Source organism: Streptococcus sp. FSL R7-0212 (assembly GCF_038007985.1).
Lineage (GTDB): Bacteria > Bacillota > Bacilli > Lactobacillales > Streptococcaceae > Streptococcus > Streptococcus parauberis.
This window is the reverse complement of sequence record NZ_JBBOYF010000001.1, coordinates 210,587-230,029: the sequence shown is the minus strand read 5'-3', so window position 1 is coordinate 230,029 and position 19,443 is coordinate 210,587. Positions and strand designations below refer to the sequence as shown.

18 protein-coding genes, 1 tRNA gene, 1 other RNA gene and 2 pseudogenes are annotated in these 19,443 nt (G+C 35.2%); 7 read left to right on the top strand and 15 right to left on the bottom strand.

Annotated elements, in window-relative coordinates:
- Positions 1 to 5: 5 nt before the first annotated feature.
- Positions 6 to 521 (top strand): AAA family ATPase, encoded by a 516-nt coding sequence (locus tag MKY69_RS01315; protein WP_340790835.1) that lies wholly within the window; start codon positions 6 to 8, stop codon positions 519 to 521.
- 8 nt (positions 522 to 529) lie between these two features.
- Here the strand turns inward: MKY69_RS01315 and MKY69_RS01310 are convergent, their stop codons facing one another.
- From MKY69_RS01310 to MKY69_RS01260, 11 genes and pseudogenes are all read right to left on the bottom strand, one after another.
- A complete protein-coding gene (locus MKY69_RS01310) occupies positions 530 to 1,786 on the bottom strand; it encodes an ISL3 family transposase (RefSeq protein WP_017768237.1) in 1,257 nt (418 codons plus the stop codon).
- Positions 1,787 to 1,953: 167 nt separating this feature from the next.
- A complete protein-coding gene (locus MKY69_RS01305; protein WP_003103668.1) occupies positions 1,954 to 2,769 on the bottom strand; it encodes an endonuclease/exonuclease/phosphatase family protein in 816 nt (271 codons plus the stop codon).
- Positions 2,770 to 2,831: 62 nt separating this feature from the next.
- Positions 2,832 to 5,015 carry a PTS transporter subunit IIBC gene (locus tag MKY69_RS01300; RefSeq protein WP_076751789.1) on the bottom strand — a complete coding sequence of 728 codons (2,184 nt, stop codon included), beginning with the start codon at positions 5,013 to 5,015 and terminating at the stop codon, positions 2,832 to 2,834.
- A gap of 152 nt (positions 5,016 to 5,167) precedes the next feature.
- Positions 5,168 to 6,163, bottom strand: a complete 996-nt coding sequence (locus MKY69_RS01295; RefSeq protein ID WP_004235307.1) for a LacI family DNA-binding transcriptional regulator — start codon at positions 6,161 to 6,163, stop codon at positions 5,168 to 5,170.
- 92 nt (positions 6,164 to 6,255) lie between these two features.
- Positions 6,256 to 7,203 carry an ArsR/SmtB family transcription factor gene (locus MKY69_RS01290; RefSeq protein ID WP_100084172.1) on the bottom strand — a complete coding sequence of 316 codons (948 nt, stop codon included), beginning with the start codon at positions 7,201 to 7,203 and terminating at the stop codon, positions 6,256 to 6,258.
- The gene (locus MKY69_RS01285) at positions 7,149 to 7,406 is read right to left on the bottom strand and encodes a hypothetical protein (RefSeq protein WP_257876055.1); all 258 of its coding nucleotides are present in this window, start codon (positions 7,404 to 7,406) and stop codon (positions 7,149 to 7,151) included. The genes MKY69_RS01290 and MKY69_RS01285 overlap by 55 nt, the downstream gene beginning before the upstream one ends.
- A gap of 326 nt (positions 7,407 to 7,732) precedes the next feature.
- A complete protein-coding gene (locus tag MKY69_RS01280) occupies positions 7,733 to 8,104 on the bottom strand; it encodes a hypothetical protein (RefSeq protein ID WP_257876054.1) in 372 nt (123 codons plus the stop codon).
- Between the two features lie 389 nt (positions 8,105 to 8,493).
- Positions 8,494 to 9,237: a 16S rRNA (uracil(1498)-N(3))-methyltransferase gene (locus MKY69_RS01275; RefSeq protein WP_004235316.1), complete on the bottom strand. Its 744-nt coding sequence runs from the start codon at positions 9,235 to 9,237 to the stop codon at positions 8,494 to 8,496.
- The gene (gene prmA / locus MKY69_RS01270) at positions 9,237 to 10,190 is read right to left on the bottom strand and encodes a 50S ribosomal protein L11 methyltransferase (RefSeq protein WP_062806751.1); all 954 of its coding nucleotides are present in this window, start codon (positions 10,188 to 10,190) and stop codon (positions 9,237 to 9,239) included. The genes MKY69_RS01275 and prmA overlap by 1 nt, the downstream gene beginning before the upstream one ends.
- Before the next feature lie 15 nt (positions 10,191 to 10,205).
- Positions 10,206 to 10,676, bottom strand: coding sequence for a DUF3013 family protein (locus tag MKY69_RS01265; RefSeq protein WP_100084170.1), 471 nt, complete (start codon positions 10,674 to 10,676; stop codon positions 10,206 to 10,208).
- Between the two features lie 94 nt (positions 10,677 to 10,770).
- A pseudogene (locus MKY69_RS01260) lies at positions 10,771 to 11,123 on the bottom strand (tyrosine-type recombinase/integrase); the annotation flags it as partial.
- Between the two features lie 1,189 nt (positions 11,124 to 12,312).
- Between MKY69_RS01260 and MKY69_RS01255 the strand changes: the two are divergent.
- From MKY69_RS01255 to MKY69_RS01235, 5 genes are all read left to right on the top strand, one after another.
- The gene (locus MKY69_RS01255; protein WP_003105608.1) at positions 12,313 to 12,516 is read left to right on the top strand and encodes a cold-shock protein; all 204 of its coding nucleotides are present in this window, start codon (positions 12,313 to 12,315) and stop codon (positions 12,514 to 12,516) included.
- Positions 12,517 to 12,649: 133 nt separating this feature from the next.
- The gene (locus MKY69_RS01250) at positions 12,650 to 13,141 is read left to right on the top strand and encodes a GNAT family N-acetyltransferase (protein ID WP_071520168.1); all 492 of its coding nucleotides are present in this window, start codon (positions 12,650 to 12,652) and stop codon (positions 13,139 to 13,141) included.
- Entirely contained in the window at positions 13,134 to 14,405 is a 1,272-nt protein-coding gene (locus MKY69_RS01245; protein ID WP_004235324.1) for a replication-associated recombination protein A, read from the top strand. Before MKY69_RS01250 ends, MKY69_RS01245 begins: the two co-directional genes overlap by 8 nt.
- 87 nt (positions 14,406 to 14,492) lie before the next feature.
- A non-coding RNA gene (gene ssrS / locus MKY69_RS01240) (6S RNA) lies at positions 14,493 to 14,687 on the top strand.
- Between the two features lie 7 nt (positions 14,688 to 14,694).
- Positions 14,695 to 14,767: transfer RNA gene (locus tag MKY69_RS01235), tRNA-Lys, on the top strand.
- 376 nt (positions 14,768 to 15,143) lie between these two features.
- On the opposite strand, the gene MKY69_RS01230 is transcribed toward MKY69_RS01235, so the two are convergent.
- The gene (locus tag MKY69_RS01230) at positions 15,144 to 15,437 is read right to left on the bottom strand and encodes a hypothetical protein (protein WP_340790834.1); all 294 of its coding nucleotides are present in this window, start codon (positions 15,435 to 15,437) and stop codon (positions 15,144 to 15,146) included.
- A 270-nt stretch (positions 15,438 to 15,707) separates the two neighbouring features.
- A complete protein-coding gene (locus MKY69_RS01225) occupies positions 15,708 to 16,130 on the bottom strand; it encodes a helix-turn-helix transcriptional regulator (RefSeq protein WP_340790833.1) in 423 nt (140 codons plus the stop codon).
- A 410-nt stretch (positions 16,131 to 16,540) separates the two neighbouring features.
- On the opposite strand from MKY69_RS01225, the gene MKY69_RS01220 reads away from it, so the two are divergent.
- A complete protein-coding gene (locus MKY69_RS01220; protein ID WP_340790832.1) occupies positions 16,541 to 18,478 on the top strand; it encodes a metallophosphoesterase in 1,938 nt (645 codons plus the stop codon).
- Positions 18,479 to 18,577: 99 nt separating this feature from the next.
- On the opposite strand, the gene MKY69_RS01215 is transcribed toward MKY69_RS01220, so the two are convergent.
- Together MKY69_RS01215 and MKY69_RS01210 are read right to left on the bottom strand one after the other, a co-directional pair.
- Complete coding sequence (locus tag MKY69_RS01215; RefSeq protein ID WP_046390165.1) at positions 18,578 to 18,712, bottom strand: hypothetical protein; 135 nt, start codon at positions 18,710 to 18,712, stop codon at positions 18,578 to 18,580.
- Between the two features lie 22 nt (positions 18,713 to 18,734).
- Positions 18,735 to 19,349, bottom strand: a pseudogene (locus tag MKY69_RS01210) (site-specific integrase); the annotation flags it as partial.
- Positions 19,350 to 19,443 lie beyond the last annotated feature (94 nt).

Here is a 19,443-nt window from a genome sequence, read left to right as displayed (position 1 = left end):
CAGTAATGGCAAAAATAATCATTATCCGAGGCAATTCAGCCAGTGGTAAAACTAGTCTTGCCAAAGCCGTTCAAAGTCAATTTCCTGAAAAGTGCATTATCTTGTCTCAAGATATTATTAGGAGAGACTTATTAGGCGCTCATGATGGCTTTGACACTCCAACGATTACGCTACTTATTCATCTAATTGATTTTAGCTATCCTAAATTTAACTTTATTATCATTGAAGGAATTCTTAGAAAAGACTGGTATCAACCCATCTGGGATCATCTTCTTGACAACTATCAAAATGACTGCCAAGCTTATTACTATGATTTATCCTTTGAAGAAACCGTCAAACGTCATGCAAGTCGACCAAAGTCCAATGATTTTGGTCAAGATGCCTTAAAAAAATGGTGGAATGATAAGGACTTCCTCGACTTATTCAATGAACAAATCCTTTCATCGGAATTATCCATCGACGAAGCCAAATTTCAAGTTCTCACCAAATTAATAAGGCTCTTTGTCAACTGTAGTGGGTAGATGAAAAGCTAACACCTAGAGAGGACGAACTTCGTCCTCTCTTTCTTTATGTTCAATGCAATCAAAATCCGTTTTTTAAAGTTTTCAAAGTTCCTGAAACCAAAGGCATTTCTCTTAATGACTTTGATGAGATTATTGGTAGCTTCCAGTTTGGCGTTGGAATAAGGCAATTCCATGGCGTTTACAACCTTGTCTTTATCCTTTAAAAATGTCTTCAATACCGTCTGGAAAATAGGATTAACGATGGCTATTTCCTGTTCGATGAGGTCAAAGAAATGGTCTGAGTTCTTCTCTTGGAAATGAAATAAGAGAAGCTGATAGAGTACATAGTGTTGTCGTAGTTCCTCGGAGAAAGACAGGAGTTTTTCTAGGATTTCCTTGTTAGTCAAATGCATTCGAAACATAGGACGATAAAATCGTTTATCGCTGAGTTTACGGCTATCTTGTTGTATCAATTTCCAGTAACGTTTCAAGGCTCGGTATTCCTGCGATTTTCTGTCGAATTGATTCATAATTTGAATACGGACACGGTTCATAGCACGACTAAGGTGTTGCACGATATGAAAGCGATCGAGTACAATTTTTGCATTCGGAAAAAGTTGTTTAGCAAGTTGATAATAGGGACTAAACATATCCATGGTAATCACTTTGACCCGATTTCTAACCTTTCTAGGATAGCGAAGAAAGTGGTTTCGGATGGTTGCTTGAGTTCTTCCGTCGAGAATGGCGATGACATTTAGGGAGTCGAAATCTTGAGCGATGAAGCTCATTTTCCCCTTCTTGAAGGCATACTCGTCCCAACTCATCACCTCAGGTAGGGTATTCCAATCCGTTTCAAACTTGAACTCATTGAGCTTTCTCATAACTGACGATGTTGAAATTGATAGCCTGTGTGCAATATGTTTCATTGCTTGATTTTCGATGAGTAATTGTGCGATTTTCTGGTTAACAGCGACAGAGATTTGGTGGTTCTTCTTGACAAGAGGAGTTTCAGCGACCGCCATTTTTCCGCAATCTTTACACTTGAAACGACGCTTTCTAAGGCGGATAAGTAAAGGGTAGCCAGCAGTTTCTAAGTAGGGGATTTTAGAAGTTTTCTGGTAGTCGTACTTAGCCATTTGTCCCTTGCATTTTGGGCATTTAGGGGCTGTGTAGTCCAAGTGACCGTGGAGTTCTAAGTGAGTTCCCATATCATATTCATCAGTGATAGTGATATTTTTGTCTTTAATTCTGAGAAAATTTGTGATAAGATTTAGTTGTTCCATATGAGTCTTTCTAAAATGATAGTTTGAGCACTTTTCATTATAGGTCATATGGGACTTTTTGTATATACTCAAAAAGGCTCCATAATCTCTACAGTGGATTTACCCACTACAGAAATTATAGAGCCATTAATAAAAGACTAGGAAGTTGATTCCTAGTCTTTTTCTATTTATCTAATTGTTATTTCAAGTCCAAAATGGTCACTAACGATAGGGGCATAACCACCTTCAAAAGTAATTTCTGAAGATGAAATCTCAAAGTCCTGACTTGTAAAAATGTGGTCTACTTTATAAGCATGCTGATTGCCTTCCCATCCATCGATGTCTTGCATTATACTGTGATCCCCAAAAACAAACTGGGCAACCTTATGGCTATCTTGTAAACCTAAGGGACTGCTCGCGATGATTTGATAACCTTCCAAGTCCGTCGGATTATTAAAATCACCCATTAACATCAAAGGCCCATCAACAGATTTTAAAAGATGAGACTCCAGCGTCTTCCACTCACGTTCAAAGCCCTTCCCATACCAAGACATATGCAGACTAACAACCGTAACCTCACGACCATCTAATTTCGTCTTTCCAACCAACGCACGACGCGTATGAAAATCCGTCTCATCATCAGCCTTCGAAATTAGGACATCCGAAACTTTCAGTGGTTCCTTTGATAGAATTGCTACGCCTTCATTGTAAATCCCATAACCAATGTGATTATAAGCCCATGACCAAAAATAATCATGGCCGTGCTTTCTTAGATAATTAACTAAAAGCAAAGCAAAATTATCCTTATGAATTGAAGGCGTTCCTGGTACCTGTTGATAATTGAAGAGCTCACTTGCAACCTCACTCTCAATCAATTGGTTAATCTCCTGAAGACAGATAATATCATACTTTTCTGCCATGATATGCTCTGCAAGATCAACTAATTTCTTCAAAGCATTTACTTCCATCCATGAATGGGTATTTAAAGTTAAGCATTTTGCCATTATCTCATCTCCTTCATAAGCACAAGAAGAGTGACCAATTGTATACGCCACTCTCTCTTATTTTATAACATTACTTTAGCAACGACAGTTTTTGCGACTTGTTTTCCTTGTGCCACTAATTCAACAGACTCAATATCAGCTTGATTAGTAAAGGCAACAATAATTGTCGTTTCATGGTCAGCCGATTTGATGGCAGCTAAATCAGCTACAACTAGTAAGTCACCTGCTTGAACTTTTTGTCCTTCTTTAATTTTTGCAGAGAAAGGTACCCCATTCAATGCAACTGTATCAAGACCAACATGGACAAGTACTTCTAGACCATTATCTGTCAATAGTCCAAAAGCATGTTTGGTTGGGAATACACTAGTTATAAGACCTGAAACTGGTGCATAGATTTCTCCTCTTTCAGGTTCAACAGCAAAGCCGTCACCCATCATTTTACCTGCAAAAACTTGGTCATTAACTTCCGTAATTGGTATTACTTGGCCATCAGCGACAGTCATTATTTCTTCAGTCAATCCTTTAAAACTTGTTACTTCTTTAACAGTTTCTTTTTCGGAGAAGTTTGACGCTGGAATTGTAGCACCTGAATCTAATAAATCTTGAATATCAGATTTTAAGATATCAGCTTTTGGTCCATAAACTGCTTGAACACCATTGCCTTTAACAATCAGACCCATAGCACCAGCTTTTTTCCACAAATCTTCAGACCCAACTTTTTCAGTTTTTTTAACTGAAACACGTAGTCGCGTCATACAAGCATCAACATCAGCAATGTTATCACGGCCACCTAATAAATTAATAATTTGAACAATTTGTGAGTTGGCATCTGCTACCTTACCTGATTCCTCAGGTGAAGCATCTTCTAACATATCAGCATCATAGTTGCCTAAACGGCCAGCTGTCGCTAGGTTCATTTTCTTAATCATGAAATCAGCTATGAAGTACATAATTACAGCAAAGAGAATAGAAACCCAAACAAAGTTAAATAAATCCATGCCAAGACCAGCTTTAATAGCCATTGGCGTACGTGTTAGCAACTCAATATTACCAAATGAGTGAACACGAAGATTAATCAAGTCAGCCATGGCAAATGAAGCACCTTGAACTACTGCATAAACGATGTACAATGGCATAGCAGCAAACATAAACATATACTCAAGTGGTTCTGTAACCCCAGTTAAGAATACAGCTGCCGCAGCAGAAATGAACATCATTTTATATTTCGTTTTTTTATCTTCATCAACATTGCGGTACATTGCAAATGCAATACCCATCAATGTACCAGTTGCTCCAATCATTTGACCAACTTTAAAACGAGCTGGTGTAACAGTTGTCATTAAATGTTTATAAGCTTCAGTATCGCCAGAACCTTTAAGACCAACTAAGTCAGTTACCCATGCAAGCCAAAGCGGATCTTGACCAAATACTTTCGTACCTGCACCAGAACCAGTCATTACTTCATATGTACCACCAAGAGCAGTATAGTTCATTGGAATTGTTAGCATATGGTGCAAGCCAAATGGTAACAAGAGACGTTCCATTGTTCCGTAGATAAATGGTGCTAGAACTGGAGCAGTGTCTTGTGAGGAAGCAATCCACATTCCAAAACCATTGATTCCAGCTTGAATAACTGGCCAGATAAGAGCTAAGACTAAAGCAACAAGAGTTGAACGTAAGATAACAACAAAAGGAACAAAACGTTTGCCATTGAAGAAAGTTAAAACTTCAGGAAGTTTACGATAGTTATAATATTTGTTAAAAGCTGTTGCACCAACAAAACCGGCGATGATCCCTACGAAAACCCCAGTATTAAGAGCTGGTGATTCCAAAACACTTGTAAAGTAGTTTTTAACAACTATTTCAGTTCCCAAAAGACTCTTAATTTTTGCTTCAGGATCAGCAAGCATAGCTGAATTTACATTATAGATAGCACCTGTTAAACGATTAATTAAAACAAAAGCTAAGCCGGCTGCGAAGGCACCACCAGCACGTTCTTTCGCCCATGACCCACCAATTGCAAGTGCAAATAGTAAATGCAAGTTACCAATAACTGCCCAACCAAGTTCAGCAACAACGTGTCCAATAGTTACTAGGATTGCTAAATTAGGATTAATCATTGGAATTGAATTCCCAATACTAACCATCAAACCTGCCGCAGGCATAACTGCGATAACAACCATCAAACATTTTCCAAATTTTTGCCAAAATTCGAAACTAAAAAATTGTTTAATCTGTGATTTCATCATTATCTCCTCTTATTTCTACAAACCATCCCATTAAGGCATCACGCAAACGTTTTACGCAAACGTTTGCGCTTTCTTTTTTTATTATACCCCCTCACTATTAATTTGTAAAGCGTTTTCTTAAAATTTGTCAAAAAAGAGCCTAATCTGCATTAGGACTCTTGTGTTGATGACCGTTCAATAATTTGATGAGGAATGATAACTAGCTCGTTTTTGCTATGATTTTCTGCTAGTATTGCTTCTGCTGCTGCTTCACCTAGCTTGTAAGGAAAAATCTCTACAGAAGTTAATGAAGGATTTGCGATTTGCGCAATAATTGAATTATTAAAGCTGATAATTGCTTTCTGGTCAGCCCCCTGACCGATATCTCGGAGCAATTTTTGCAGTTTAATGGCCATAATATCATCACAACTGACGAAAGCTTGAGTTGGATTTTCTAGCAAGTAGCTCTGCAATTTTAAACAATCAGCCAAAGAAATGTTAAAACTATTAGCTTTTTGCCCTATTTCTTTCATAGCATTGGCAAAGCCGATATAACGCTCTGCTTGAACCATTTCATCCATATCGTTATAGATATATGTAACTTTGCTGAAGCCTTTATCAAGTATATACTTACTAGCGTCATACCCAGCTTGTCTGTTATCATTATCGATGTACTGTGAATTTTCGCTTTCTTCTTCCGTAAATGAACGACCGACAACGACGCAGTCAACTTTTTCTCGAGTGACAAAATTGTAGACTGGATCTTCAGCTTTAGAATATAGGAAAATAAACTTAGAGATATTTCCACTACGAATCATGGTCGTTATATTAGCAAGTAATTCTTGCTCTGTACGTCCAGTGGCTAAAGCCACCATCTGTTGCTTGTCAGTGCAAATCCCTGAAATGCCTTGAATAATTTGCATAAAGAATGGGTTGTCACCTATTGTTTCATGACTTTCCCTAATTGGTAAAATAATCCCTACCGTATTATTTCGGCGTTTGACCAAATTTTGAGCAGAATAATTAGGCGAATAGTCCAATTCTTCCATAACCTTTTTAACTCGGTCCTTGGTTGCTTGACTAATCATATCATTATCATGCATTGCTCGCGAGGCAGTAGAGGGAGAAACCCCTGCTAACCTTGCCACATCTTTAATTGTAACCACGATTTCTCCTTTAAAGCTTCTTTTTTAAATAGAATAGACATTTTAAGCTAACCTGTCAAGAAGAAAATGAATCCCCTTTCAGGAATTCATTTTTATTTTTCATTTAATTTGAAGTCCTCAACCATTTTTTCAAGAACATTATTTAAGAGTTTTTTATTTAAGTTATATTTTCCATCCTCATCCTCTGTATTAAATTGCAGAATTTGAGCATTGACTAATTTTTGAGTATGGAAAGAGACTGCAGCCGCAGTAATATTTAGTTGCTTAGCAATATCTTTACTTTTAAAATTGGGTTTTAAAACTTCCAGCAATACCTGATAACGACTAGTATCACTCAGAAGTTTTAATACAATTGAAAAGTCTTCATCATCTAAATCATCCTCGGAGTGGAAGAAGTTTTCAATATGACACGTTATTATCAAACCAAGTCTAAATTTATCCTTAATGCTAAAATCAATCATCGAAAGCCTGATAAGCCAAGGGCTGAGGATATAGATATGACGTTCAAATTCTTCAGATAGAAGATTTTCACCAATATTTGCTGGCAATTTTTGAATAAATTTTTCTAAACTAAACTGTTTAGCATATGATTGCCGTATAGTTAATCCTTTTTCAAAATAAGGTCGATAAATCTTGTTTAGTTGAATTGATAAATCCACCAACTGCTTCATACTTTCTTGTGGATTTCTATAAAACTGACTAAAATACCACTTAGTTTCAGCTTTTATAGTCGACTCTTCTAGCAATGTCCAAAAATCTTTTTGATTGTCTTTTTTATGATTTATGAGCAGATAGGCAATGCATTTCCGAATTTTTTCTTTAGATAAACTTAACGCATAATCATGAACATCTTTAACAGTTTCACAACGAACACCATTTTCTTCTGCATCATAATATACAGCGTGTAAAAGACTAATACTATACCCAAATAAATAATAATGACGTGCTTCTTCTTTAAATGGTGCTAATTTTAATTTAATGTCCTCTATGACTTCAAAATAGTCTTTAAAATTTTCTTTTTCTTTGGCAGTGAATTCCATTGCGTCCTCATTGTCGCCAAAAGAAAAAGTATCAGGGCTGAAACAAGTGCTTTACTAATAACCATACTAAAGGTACCAAAAGTAAAGTTTCCTGATGAAATAGTTGCTAATTGATTCTCTGGCATGGTTTTCATAATTAGCACCTCTACTTTTGGATTGGTGATCCCTATACTGATGGATAATAGCCCTATTGCAAATATCATTGTATAAACATTCTGAAGAAAAATACCAAGAAACAAGGTTACAACAGCAATTATTGATCCTAAAAGCGACTGTTCAATTGTAATTGTAAACTGATCCCTAGCAAGCAGAAAACTACCTAATATCATTCCAATACTAGAAACTAAACCTAAAATTGCAATTGTAGCCGCAAGTGAGCCAAAGCCAAAATTAGGATTTTCTTTAAAAATTAATAATAGAATAGCATCCTCTACAGCTAAAATAGCATTGAGACCAGCGACTATGATAATGGAAGATTTTAAGACTGGGACTTTTGACAGGGACTCATATGCGGTGTATAAAGATTTTTTTATTTCTTTTTTAAAGGGTCACTCTTTTCACTCTCATTTATATGAATGGGTGCATCTACTACTTTTTTCTTTAACCCTTTTCGAATGGATAAAATGATTATGGAGCTCATCAAAAAAGTTAAAGCATTAACAAATGCCAATTGTTGAAAGTTAAAAATCATTAATAAAATAGCACCACTGGCCATAAAACCCATTTGGAAACCAGTCATCGTTCCTTGTCGAAAACCTAAAAACTTTTCTCTATCTTCTTCCTTAATAATTCTCAGCGTTACAGGCTTAAACAGTGCATTTTCATATTGACCAGCTAGGTCTGAAAGAACATTAATGATAGCAGCAATAACAAGAATCCATAAGGTAGGCTTAAATCCCATAACCAGACCAATAATGCCATATAATAATACTCTGAAAAATAGAGTCCTAAAATAGTATCAACTTTATTTTTTGTTCTATCTCCAAGTATCCCCATTACAATATTAGTTAAAAATGGGAATGTCTCAGAAATAGTCACTAGGGCTATGGCCGTTTTTCCATTAGGTAAGATTAGAACATAGTTCATCAGTGCTAGATAATAGACAATATCTCCAAAATTGGAAATCTAGTCCGACACAAAGGTCGCCATAAATAATTTATTGGAAAATATCTTTTTCATAAATCACCACTTTATTTTTATTAAGTAATTGCTTAACTAAGCTATAAAGCATTTCCAAAATTAAGTCAATACTTAATATATAAAAAACAAGCAGTCATTTAACTACTTGTTTTAATTATTCATCTCCAAAGCATAACTAACTGCACTGAGGGCATAAAGTGGTGCGGTCTCGGTACGCATGATACGTGGTCCGAGGCCAATTTTGAAGCCACCCGCTTCTTCAAAAATTTCAATTTCTTTTGGTGAAATGCCACCTTCTGGTCCGAAGATGAAGAGAACTTTTTGACCTGTTTGACAAGTCGCCAACGCACGCGCCAAAGCACTCTTTTCACCCTCTTTGGCTGACTCTTCATAGGCGATGAGGATTTTATCAAATTCGGCTAATTGGCCGATAAAATCTGCCTTTTTCTCAAAAAGTTTGATTTCTGGCACCTTGTTTCGTTTGCTTTGTTCAGCGGCGCCCAAGGCAATTTTTGCTAATTTTTCTTCTTTTTTAGCTAACTTCTTGCCGTCCCACTTAACCACTGACCAGTCGGCCGGATAGGCCCAAAGAGCTGCTGCCCCTAATTCTGTCACTTTTTGCGTGATAAAGTCTAGCTTGTCCCCCTTCGGAAAGCCACTGGCTATGGTTACTTGCACGGGTAACTCCAGATTCTCGCCCAAGTCTTGAACAATTTCTAATTGATAAGCGGCGCCATCTACCACCTTAGCCAAATATTTAATCCCATCATCAAAGACTAGTACGACTTGGTCGCCATCGCCCAGGCGCATAACCTGAAACATGTGCTTAATCGTGTCTTTATCTGTGATAGTAACAAGTGGCTGAGCTGCGCCTGATATAAAGTACTGTTGCATTAGCCGCCGATCACTCCTGACATATCATCTGTTTTCTTGAAGATACAGGCATTCCACTCCCCTTGAATCATGTGAGTTTCAAGGAAGAAACCGGCGTCTTCTGCTGCTTCTTTAACCATTGGCCATTTCTCAGAAATAATTCCTGACATAATTAAATAACCTTCATCCTTAACCAATCTGTAAGCATCTTCTGTTAAGTGGATTAAGATATCAGCAAGGATGTTGGCGACAATAACCTCTGCTTGAATGTCCACTCCACGAAGAAGATCACCTGCTGCCACATGAATATTTTCTGTGCTTGGATTGAGGTCGATATTTTCTTGGGCCACACGAACAGCTACATCATCGAGGTCGTAAGCATAAATATCCTTTGCACCGAGTAGTGAGCTAGCAATGGAAAGGACGCCAGAACCAGTTCCCACGTCAATGACTATTTCACCACCACGAAGTACTTGTTCTAAAGCAAATAGGCTCATTTTGGTCGTTGGGTGTGTCCCGGTTCCAAAAGCCATGCCAGGATCAAGTTTGATGACTTTTTCTTCTGGTCTAGATTCATAATCAGTCCATGATGGGACAATGGTCAAATCATGGGTGATTCGGGCTGGCTGGTAATATTTCTTCCAGTTGTCAGCCCAGTCTTCTTCAATCAATTCTTTGGAAGCGACAGCGACATGACCAACTGCCAGACCTGTTCCTTCCAAGGCTTTAATCCCTTGGTCAATCACTTGTCTGACTTGGTCAATGCCCATAGTATCCGGAAAATAACCCGTAATTTCAACCATCTCGGATTGCTCAATCTCAGGATAGAGCTCACCAAAACGATCCTCTTGCCCTAGGTAGTCAGCTGTGTCACTAATGGCTACACCCTGGCTACCAGCTTCAATTAAGATATTTGAGACAGCCTCTTCAGCGTCACGATGGACGGTCACTGTCAATTCTTGCCATGCATTCATTAATCTTGTCCTCTTTTAATATCTTGGATAAGCGAAGAATTCTGTTTCTTCCAATCCTTTTTGTCCTTCTTCGAAAAGTTCTTGATTCCACTCTAAGCCAAAGTCAATTTTCGTGTCATCTTCAAGGAAGTCCATCAAATCTGACAAGCCTTCCGTTGCCACATCATTCAAAAATTGGGCAAAGTAAGCCAAAAATTCACGAGTCAAACCTTTTTTTGGTTCGTAAGGAATGGCCACCAAATAGTCATCCTTATCAAAAGAGCTTTTCTCTGGATTATAGAAAATCACATAATCTTCAAAGACAATATCTTCTTGAGTGACTTCCCCTCGGTCGTCAATCGTTTCCACTTCCGCAGAGTTTTGAGCCTCCAAAACAAAAGTCACTTCCACTGCATGATTTTTCTTGTCCCAATCCATGGCATAATCAAATTGAAAATGCTTATCCATTTCTTCTTCTAAAACTGATAAAAAGCCAAATTTAGCCATAATGTTGTTACCTAGTCTTTCTAAATGTTGATATATAAAGGTTTCTAAGACCTTAGTAGTTGACGTTATATTTTTTTGTGTACCTTTTTTCGTACTAAATACTATTTATTGCTTTTTCAAAATAGAATACCGCTTCTTTTTCCTTGTCCTTGGATAAGTGAACATATGTATCTAATGTCATCGATATATTAGCATGACCTAGACGATATTGCAATTCTTTGTAGCTAATACAAGCAATAATAATAAGCTAGCATGTGTGAGCATGAAATGAAATATATGTATATCAGATGTTGACTTAGTAGTTCTTAATTACTTAATAGTTTTACTGTAAGTCTTATCAATCTTTATTGTACCATTAATTAGGCCAAGGTCAGACCGTTCAAGTACATAGACTTCATCAATTCTTATCCTTGTTGATAACAAAACCTTATAAAGTCCATATTCAAAATTTGATGGAAAATCATTTGAGTTAATTTCCACATTAAGGTTTGAATAATAAAATATTCTGTGCTATAGTTTGTTTATTATTTCATATGAAGAGTCTAGAATTGTAGTTCTTGGCTATTTACATAAATAATAAGAAAGCCTATTATCGAAAAAAGGCTAAAAATTCTTTAAAAGCATACAACGAGCTATATTTAAGTAAGCAACAAACAGTGTGTTACTAATGTAGAATCTATAACTAATAATTAAAGAGATAAATTTTTCAAAATAAATGAGGCAAAATAATGAATCAATCAAATTAAAAGGAAATAGTAGAAAACTACGAAAATTTTCAAAAAATTCAGGACAATATATCTCAAGTGTTAACTGAAAATAATATCAGTTATATTACTTTTAAAGGTTAATATAAATTTTATGGTTGAAATCTTAATAATCCTTTGTGCTTTTTTTACTCATCTTATCGTTTATATAATCATTAATTTATTATGGATTGAATTAATTGTAAAAATAATATTAATCACTTTAGGAACAATATATTTGTGTCGAAATTTTAAGTCATAACTATGTTTTATCAGAGAGTAGAACTGCTAATATAAAGTTCTTTGAATTGCTTAGAAAAAATCCTAGCAATGCTTATATGCAAATGTACTCAACATAACTAATACGTGGGAATTACCTCATTGATTTAACTGGTGCTGACTTAATAGAGGCTAAAGCCTATTTTGATCTATTTTAATCTTATCACTAATTTCAGATAAAAATAGAAACTGCTCGCCATAATGAAGATTTTTTTCTTTTTATAATTAAATAGATAAACTTCTCCCATCCTCATTAAATAGTCTTAATTCTATAAGACCTTTATCGTAGCATTGCAGTTGAAGATCGTAATTATCCCAATTATTGAGATAATCTTCATTTCAAGCATTTTTAACAAAAATCATGATCTTTTTTAAAAATTTATTTTATTTTTTATTTTATTTGCTTAAAGAGCCTAGGTATGGGCTGGAATCAATCTTATTCGCAAATGTTTCTGCTAATAAAAATAAAAAAATGAGTTTTGCTATTGACTTCTCCAACTTATACTGTTAAAGTAGGGAATGTAAATAAGTTTTTTGAGTCAAAGTGTTAGTTTATCTTATGTTTTCCTCTTAATAAGTTTTTTACAAAATAATATAAAAGAGGTACATATAACATGGCTCAAGGAACAGTAAAATGGTTTAACGCAGAAAAAGGCTTCGGCTTTATCACACAAGAAAACGGTTCAGACGTTTTCGCTCACTTCTCTGAAATTCAATCTGATGGTTACAAATCATTAGACGAAGGTCAAAAAGTTGAATTTGATGTTACTGACGGACAACGTGGTCCTCAAGCATCAAACATCACAAAATTAGCATAATAATTTTAACCATAACTTCGGTTATGGTTTTTTTGTTGCCTAATTCTTGCACTTAACTATCTGAATATGCAATTCAATGAAAGAAAGCTTATTTTTTGATACAATGAAAGAATAATATTTCAAAGGAGAACGCATGCTGATACGGTCAATAGAAGAAAAAGACTCCCAGCAAGTCATAGCAATCGAGAATTCGGTTTGGAACCCTTATAATTCGCCCGTTTATGATCGTGCCACCACAGCTAAAGATCTTGAACGCAGCAAAGAAGCTCGTTCTGGGATACTGTTTGAGGAAGAAACTGGGACTATTTTAGGCTATCTCTTTTTTAATCCCATGTATCCTTTTGAGCAAGGAACTCACGTTGTAACTTTTTGGCTAGCCATTGCTAGCCAAAATCAAGGGCAGGGAATCGGCCAAGCCATGCTGTCTAACTTCTTTCCCATCGCCCTAGCTCTTGGCTACAAAAAAATCACTATGCATGTGACGGGCGGCAATGGCTCTGCCATCAAACTCTATCAAAAAATGGGCTTTAAACTGGAAGCCCAACTCAAAGGACACCTGATCAGTAATGGTGTTCCACACGACGACTTACTATTCACAAAAGAATTGGAGGAAACTGATGCCTGATAATTTAGCCTTACGGTTGCGTCCACGAACGATTTCCGAAGTCATTGGACAAAAGCACCTAGTCGGCGAAGGCAAAATCATCCGCCGCATGGTTGATGCCAACATGTTATCTTCAATGATTCTCTTTGGACCTCCGGGAATTGGTAAAACCTCCATAGCCAGTGCCATTGCTGGCACAACTAAGTATGCCTTTCGCACCTTTAATGCGACGGTTGACACCAAAAAACGGCTCCAAGAAATCGCCGAAGAAGCTAAGTTCTCCGGCGGACTGGTTCTTTTGCTTGATGAAATTCACAGACTAGATAAAACCAAGCAAGATTTCTTACTACCACTATTGGAAAATGGCAACATTATCATGATTGGGGCCACCACTGAAAATCCATTCTTCTCAGTCACACCTGCCATCCGCAGCAGGGTTCAAATTTTCGAGCTAGAGCCACTTTCCAATCAAGATATCAAAGAGGCTGTTCAAGCTGCTATCAGCGATCATGAGCGAGGTTTCGAGTTTGAGGTCAAACTAGACGAGGATGCCTTGGACTTCATCACAACAGCCACCAATGGCGATTTACGGTCTGCCTATAATTCCTTAGACTTGGCCATTATGTCCACCCATCCTAACAAGGACGGAAGTCGTCATGTGACGCTGGATACGGTTGAAAATAGCTTGCAGCGAAGCTATATTACCATGGATAAAAATGGGGACGGTCACTTTGATGTCCTGTCTGCTCTGCAAAAATCGATTCGGGGGTCTGATGTCAACGCCAGCCTCCATTACGCCGCACGTTTAGTTGAGGCCGGGGACCTACCTTCTTTGGCTCGCCGCTTGACCGTCATCGCTTATGAGGATATCGGCTTGGCCAATCCTGAGGCTCAAATTCACACCGTCACAGCACTCGATGCTGCGCAGAAAATCGGCTTCCCAGAAGCACGCATACTGATCGCTAATGTGGTTATTGACTTGGCCTTATCACCCAAATCTAATTCGGCCTATGTGGCCATGGATGCTGCACTTAGCGACCTTCGGAAATCAGGTAACCTGCCAATTCCAAGGCATCTGCGCGATGGCCACTATTCTGGCAGCAAAGAACTTGGCAACGCCCAAGATTACCTCTATCCCCATGCCTATCCCGAGAAATGGGTTAAGCAACAATACTTGCCAGATAAGATTAAAAATAAAAACTATTTTGACCCAAATGAAACTGGTAAGTATGAGAGGGCCCTCGGAGCCAATAAAGAAAGGATTGACAAACTTTCTGACAATTGAAAAGATGTGAAAGCAAGCAACCGTTTCCAAAAAACTCCCCTAAAGTCTTGAAAAATTCTCAAAAAGTGGTATCATATATATAAAGAAAAATTGCTGTGGCATACGAGTCCACATATAAGTGTTGACCGACTATTTCTTTGTATTTCGGGAAACAAAGTTTCTCTCTAGTCTGCAAGCCGTTTCACGCGGAAGCAACTTCCAAGAGAGGACGCGTTACCCACCTGCTTATATCGTGCGGGATCAATACAAAACGTGGACCACCGGTGCCAATACAGCATTCTTTTTTTACGCCTCCTTAGCTCAGTTGGTAGAGCAGTAGACTCTTAATCTATGGGTCACAGGTTCGAGCCCTGTAGGGGGCATCTAAATAAATGAGAAAAAGCCTTTACTTAAAGGCTTTTTTGGTTGTCTGGAGGGGATTTGTCCCACCATTTGTCCCCGAAAAAATAAATTCCTATTTTTTAATATCTTGACGCCCTACTTCTATCACGTATATCCGTAATCTATTTCATTAAGATAATTATTAATCAGCTTGTTAACAACTTCTGGTTAATCTTGATTGGAATTATGATAGGCATCAGGAATGATCTGATGTACACAGTTTTTGTTATTCTTAACTCATTCTTCAGAAGATTTAAAAATATTTCCAGACTTATCATATTCACCACATAATAGTGTATATGTAAAATTAAATTTACAAAAATACAAAAAAGTAATTATAGCTATACTTTTGCTTTCTCATATATCTAACTTTTTAACTGGTCTAATATATTTCCAAAAACGCTTAGGATCATAATAAAAATAGAAAATTTTACCTTGACTCTTATCAAGTTCATAACCTGACAACTCATAATCAAAGGTTTTCATGGCTTGTTCAATTTTCATTTCCACACTTTGATTTTGAGTTGTCATATCAAATGGACCGTGTTCAAAGACAATATAAGTACCTTCTTCGACATCCATGAGTTGCATATGCTCTGGTACCTCTCCCGCATAATCATGAGGTAATCTGACTCCGTAACTTTCTGCCAATGGTATTCCCCAGCTACAGACTCTTCCCTCAGGTTCATTTATATAAGCCATTATTTGACCACTAGAACTATTTAATTCATATTCTCCCTGGTCATCTAAATTGCCTGGTATAGACTGTAATAGTCCACAAATTGTCTCGCAATCTTGACCAGGAATGATTCTTTGTTTCTGCCAAAAATCCCAATATCCGTTACTTTCGTAATTCCTAATATGTAAAAATTTATGTGCTGGAATTTCTACAAAGTATACTTTTACATCATTTTCTGTGTTTTACATAGTTATCCCTCCAATACCTAATAAATAGCAATCAAACGGTTTAATTATTGTACGAAGTACAACAGGAATCGGATGTTTTCTAAAATCATTTGGTGATACTCCATATGATTTTTTAAATGCTCTTGAATACGCCTCATGAGAAGAAAATCCATAATCTAAAGCAATCTCTATCAATCCTCTGTTGGTATCTCTTACTTCTTTTAATGAAAAAGAAAGGCTACGTTGACCAATATAGTCACGAAGGTTCATTCCTGCAATTTTTTTAAATTGTCTAGACACATAATACTCTGAATAACCAAGTTTTTCAGCAAGAAATGAAAGTGTTAATTTTTCATTACTTTTGTTCTTAATACATTCATCAATGACATCTATAATTATTTGTATTTCCTTATTCCAATTATACATTTCTAATCTCACGCACCTTGCTTTTTCAATTATTATAATATTATATTATGTCATACCATTCTTGACTTCACTTGCACAGTATAAAAGAATTGAAAAATTTTTATTAAATCATATTCTTTTAATTTCTTTCTTCAACCATCAGAAAATGTACTTCAACAGATATTAGTAAATCTGATTTCCCAAGGATTTTACAGATATAACTATATTATATACTTAATATTATGACTTTGAAATATAATTTAGAAGTCACGCTACTACACAAAAAAAGCTTTAAAATAATAGCTGTTTCGTTTATCTAAAGAGGATTCCACCCCGAAAAAACTAGAATTTAACATGTATATTACAAATTAGCTTAATAGTGTACGAAAACGCTATCTTTTTTATGTTATAATTTTATTAACTTTCAAAGCAGGTACTTTATTATGGATAAACCAATTATTTATATAATGAGTGATATACATTTTGATGTTAAAAGAATTCCTCCCCATATAAAAGATCGACTTCAAAAAATTTTTTCTTCAAAAATGACTGAAGACAAATTTCATGAAGCAGTTCGAAAATTACAATTATCTGTTCAATATTCTAAAGAAGATATTGAAAATAATGTCCATCATTTTCTTAATTTGTTAAATGAAAACAAAGATAATAGTATTTTTATTTTGGCAGGAGACTTCTTCAATGATTTAACTCAGACACTTAACTTTTTTTCTCAATTAGAGGAGAAAAAAATCACAGTTTTTACAGTTTTAGGAAATCACGATTTTTGGAGTTACAATAGTGAGAAGAAGTCAATTCAAGAGTCAATTAAGATAGCAAAAAATGCAACTAGAGATTTTAAGTATTGTCATTTACTTACGACAGGTGAAAAAGTGACACTAAATGATTTATCGTTTATTGGTGATTCTGGCTTTACAAATTTTGAATTTCATATTTTAGAAGATGAATTTTTATTAGATAACAAAAGATTTACTTTTAATGCAAACATTACTGATCTTCAGGGAAATATTAATGATATAAATCAGATTAAAGGCTTTAATATAAATAAGATAAGAAAACTGAATAAAGAATGGGTAAGTTTTACAAAAAAACAAATAAGAACGATTAATGATTCAGAAAAACTATTCATTATTTCACATTGGCCAATGAATCAGATTGCAACAAAACCATTAGATACTTGGTGGAAATCACACAGTAACTTGCCATTAATCACTAGTTATCAAGATAGTTTAATTGGTAATTGGAAAAATGAAAAATATTGGTTGATTAGGGGACATACTCATAAGGATGAGCATTTTGGTAACTCTATTGCAGTTCATGCGGGTTATCAAAACACAAGATGGTTTGAAAACTTATCAATTGAACAATTTGGAAAACTAGTTCCTACAGAAACACTTTATGGACTAATAAGCATTGAAAATTCATTAAAAAAATTTACGGACTTCTCACTTGTAGAAATTAGTGAGGAACAAAGAATTTCAAACGTAGCAGACCAATCAATAAAAACTATCCAATTTCAAGGTTATAGAAGAGCTGGAAATGCTGAAAACAAAGAAGTTTTAAAAGCTTTTATTTCAGATCCAAAAAAATATATCAATAAAATAAAAAGAGAAATTAAAAAAATAGGTAATGAATTCGTGGGTAACTGCGGATATTCTGATATATTAGGTCCACATTTATATAGTGCAAAATTAGCCTTAGAAGCGTCTATCCCAATCTTAGAATCTGGATATAAAAATAATCCATTTGAATTCTTTACAGCCTTAATTGTCTCTGGCTATGCATTCAACGATTGCTCTCATTTATTATGGAAAATGAGACCATTATCCACATATGATATAATTCGTTTATCAATGGTTTTATTAACAATTAATGAATTCCCAGAAATAAGTATTAACAATATCCAATCAATTAATTCATATCAAGGAAAAAAGAACTCTGTTGATATTGGTGATGTTCCTATAAAAATTCCAGTTATTAATGGTTACAGGTTACCGATTGAGACCTTCCTACCATTAGCTTATAGTATAAATAAACAATTGCTTGGTGAAAACATTGCATCTCAGAAAAAACTGGAGTATGAAACTAGCCAAAGAAAATCTAAAAGCAAAAAAAAGAATTTTAAAAAAATTACTAGTAAGTCAAAGATTCCAAAAGATATATATAAAGATAATAAATTAAATAACATATCTTATGAAATGAACATTGAAGATATTCCAAATATATACTTAGAAAGCCGATACAAAGAATCTGTATTTTTAGTTGAAAAAGTTATAAATTCTAAAAGATATAGAAAAAGATTTAAAACCAAAAATGAAGCAATAGACTATCTTAATGAGCTGTTGAAAAATTCAAATAAATAGCAGAAAACTTATACAAAAAAAGAAGTCATAATGACTTCTTTTTTGTAGTCTTATTCTAATGTTAATTTTCATAAATGATATCATGATTAATTAAAGTTTTTACGAAAAAACATCTTCATATTCCGAAAAATCTTCATCGCCAAAAAATTCTTCAATGTCATTTATATTTCTAGAACTTATTCTCTTACCAATACTTTTTTGTTCAACCAAATCTGCAAATTCTTCATCTGTCATCTATTAATCCCTTGTTATTAAATTATTGCCACAGTTGTTTAATATCATTGTACTCTTCTTGAATTTTTTCTTCAAGCGTGTGACCGTATACTTCAATTAACATAGATATGTCTTTATGTCCAAGTATTTTCGCAATGATTCCTAAATCATATCCTCTATGCCATAGGAAGCTTCCATAGGTGTGTCTAGCACCTTTTGTAGTAATGATCGGTTCAATATTCAACTCTTGAACAATGCCTCTTAGAACCTTATTTGTACCGTTTGTACTAGGTACACTGTTAGGATAACCAAAATATTGAAATACCATATTGTTTGTATTTTGTAATCCAAGATCTTTATTGGATTGATTTTGTTCAATCTGAAGATTTTTCAAAATTTCGAGACATTCATTATCAACTGGAACCATTCGGATTGACGTTTTATTTTTTGGTGGAACAAACTGACTCGTTTCAGAGTTGAATCTTCTATAGGTTTTAAAGACTCCCCTATCAAAATCAATATCTTCCCAAGTTAGAGCAATCAATTCACCATATCTCATACCTGTTTTTAATAAGAAATAGATAATATAAGGTACAACAGATTTCTTATAATCGAATTTACCTTTTATAGCACTTATTAAATCTAAATAATCCTGAGGTTTTATCAGAAAGGTTTGAACAATTAAATTTTAAATCTCAAGGATTAAAAGATATTCAAATATCTGAGGATTACTATGACCCATTCAGGTATTC

Excerpts from the sequence above, each read along its gene's own strand:
- MKY69_RS01290 (WP_100084172.1), bottom strand. The coding sequence starts at position 7,203 with ATGGAATTCACTGCCAAAGAAAAAGAAAATTTTAAAGACTATTTTGAA.
- MKY69_RS01220 (WP_340790832.1), top strand. The coding sequence starts at position 16,541 with ATGGATAAACCAATTATTTATATAATGAGTGATATACATTTTGATGTT.
- MKY69_RS01305 (WP_003103668.1), bottom strand. The coding sequence starts at position 2,769 with ATGGCAAAATGCTTAACTTTAAATACCCATTCATGGATGGAAGTAAAT.
- MKY69_RS01255 (WP_003105608.1), top strand. The coding sequence starts at position 12,313 with ATGGCTCAAGGAACAGTAAAATGGTTTAACGCAGAAAAAGGCTTCGGC.
- MKY69_RS01215 (WP_046390165.1), bottom strand. The coding sequence starts at position 18,712 with ATGACAGATGAAGAATTTGCAGATTTGGTTGAACAAAAAAGTATTGGT.
- MKY69_RS01285 (WP_257876055.1), bottom strand. The coding sequence starts at position 7,406 with ATGATATTTGCAATAGGGCTATTATCCATCAGTATAGGGATCACCAAT.
- MKY69_RS01250 (WP_071520168.1), top strand. The coding sequence starts at position 12,650 with ATGCTGATACGGTCAATAGAAGAAAAAGACTCCCAGCAAGTCATAGCA.
- MKY69_RS01275 (WP_004235316.1), bottom strand. The coding sequence starts at position 9,237 with ATGCAACAGTACTTTATATCAGGCGCAGCTCAGCCACTTGTTACTATC.
- MKY69_RS01300 (WP_076751789.1), bottom strand. The coding sequence starts at position 5,015 with ATGAAATCACAGATTAAACAATTTTTTAGTTTCGAATTTTGGCAAAAA.
- MKY69_RS01310 (WP_017768237.1), bottom strand. The coding sequence starts at position 1,786 with ATGGAACAACTAAATCTTATCACAAATTTTCTCAGAATTAAAGACAAA.
- MKY69_RS01245 (WP_004235324.1), top strand. The coding sequence starts at position 13,134 with ATGCCTGATAATTTAGCCTTACGGTTGCGTCCACGAACGATTTCCGAA.
- MKY69_RS01315 (WP_340790835.1), top strand. The coding sequence starts at position 6 with ATGGCAAAAATAATCATTATCCGAGGCAATTCAGCCAGTGGTAAAACT.
- MKY69_RS01280 (WP_257876054.1), bottom strand. The coding sequence starts at position 8,104 with ATGGGATTTAAGCCTACCTTATGGATTCTTGTTATTGCTGCTATCATT.
- MKY69_RS01265 (WP_100084170.1), bottom strand. The coding sequence starts at position 10,676 with ATGGCTAAATTTGGCTTTTTATCAGTTTTAGAAGAAGAAATGGATAAG.
- prmA (WP_062806751.1), bottom strand. The coding sequence starts at position 10,190 with ATGAATGCATGGCAAGAATTGACAGTGACCGTCCATCGTGACGCTGAA.